The sequence below is a fragment of the uncultured Sulfitobacter sp. genome (assembly GCF_947497275.1).
Lineage (GTDB): Bacteria > Pseudomonadota > Alphaproteobacteria > Rhodobacterales > Rhodobacteraceae > Sulfitobacter.
The window spans coordinates 1-1242 of the sequence record NZ_CANMFS010000039.1 but is presented as its reverse complement, the minus strand read 5'-3'; the positions used below and the strand labels follow the sequence as shown (position 1 = coordinate 1242).

3 protein-coding genes are annotated in these 1242 nt (G+C 55.6%); all 3 read right to left on the bottom strand.

Annotated elements, in window-relative coordinates; translation table 11 throughout:
- Nucleotides 1–297: 297 nt before the first annotated feature.
- Nucleotides 298–681 (bottom strand): type II toxin-antitoxin system death-on-curing family toxin, encoded by a 384-nt coding sequence (locus tag Q1A06_RS20880; RefSeq protein WP_299568044.1) that lies wholly within the window; start codon nt 679–681, stop codon nt 298–300.
- Nucleotides 678–902, bottom strand: a complete 225-nt coding sequence (locus Q1A06_RS20875) for a transcriptional regulator/antitoxin MazE (protein WP_284375903.1) — start codon at nt 900–902, stop codon at nt 678–680. Before Q1A06_RS20875 ends, Q1A06_RS20880 begins: the two co-directional genes overlap by 4 nt.
- Nucleotides 903–997: 95 nt before the next feature.
- Nucleotides 998–1144, bottom strand: a complete 147-nt coding sequence (locus Q1A06_RS20870) for a hypothetical protein (protein WP_299568043.1) — start codon at nt 1142–1144, stop codon at nt 998–1000.
- Between the last annotated feature and the right edge of the window lie 98 nt (nt 1145–1242).

Sequence of the window (1242 nt, the reverse complement as noted above, 5' to 3'; positions counted from 1 at the left end):
TTACGCTCTCGAAATGACCGCCTGACAGACGCCCCCCAGGCAGCTTTCATGCCGGCGCAAACAAGTTGGCAATGCCGCGTAGAGGGTGATCTGCGAGTTCGGCTGCAATGCGCGACAAGGCTGATTTAAGCTGAGCGTCGGTCGGAGTTTGAGCGGTATGTCTCGGGCTGGGATGGGCCATGGTATCTGTCCTTTGTGAAGATTTGAAAATCACAGGACAGAAAGCCCCCTTTCCTCTTTCAAGGTTACAGAGGGCGCTAAAGCCAGAAACTTGGAATGGTCAGGAAAAGCTCAGGATCACCCGGCGTTAAGCGACCGCAGCCACGCCGCGAATTCTTGCTCACTGACCTCATCTGATGCCAGATCTTCCATCATCCGCACACCCACTCCGGGATCAGGACGTATCGCAATGCCGTTAAGTCGCAGAAAGGTGAACGCGGCCACGAAGGCGGTGCGCTTGTTTCCGTCGACAAAGGCATGGGCCTTGGCGATGCCAAATGCGTAAGCCGCAGCGAGCGCATAGGCATCCGGGTCGCCATACCCGGCCTGGTTCAAGGGTCGGGCACAGGCCGCTTCCAAAAGCGCTGGATCGCGGGTGCCAGACGCGCCTCCGTGGCGGGCGATCTGTCGATCATGAACAACATACAAGGCAGGCAGCGGCACCCAGACCCATTGGGTCATGCAAGCGCCTGTAGCAAGTCGCGGTTCTCATCCATGACGGTCTCCGCTGCGGCAAGTGCGGCCTGCAGTTCCGGATCTTCAGTCATCAGCTTCAGCCCGCCGTCATCAGTGCGCACTGCATAGAGCGTGTCGCCTTCCTTGGCATCAAGCAGCGCAAGCATCTCGGTACTCAGCGTCATGACAGCGGAGTTGCCAACTTTACGGATTTTGGATTCAATCATAACTTACCTCTTAGTGTATACGAATGTATATACCTCAACTGCCCATTTTGTCAAGTTTTGCGCTTTTGGTATTCCTCAACGAACCAACGATCCAATCAAACCCTCATTCGGTGCTTTTCATCAATGAGCACCTGAACGCGCCGCATCACCTGCTCCTGAGTTTTTGCAGGGCTCAGATCATCCAGTGCCTCTTGGACCTCGGAACGAAACCAGGCTTCATAGGCCTCAGTGTCAGCGGCCACGGAAATGATCCGCGATGCCGTTGTCCGGCATTGCCAACTTGTTTACGAGTTCTGAACTGGTTATCGCTCGCGCATGAAGGTAACAGCCACAATGCCTC

Coding starts and splice junctions, on each gene's coding strand:
- Q1A06_RS20880 (WP_299568044.1), bottom strand. CDS start 681: ATGACCCAATGGGTCTGGGTGCCGCTGCCTGCCTTGTATGTTGTTCAT.
- Q1A06_RS20875 (WP_284375903.1), bottom strand. CDS start 902: ATGATTGAATCCAAAATCCGTAAAGTTGGCAACTCCGCTGTCATGACG.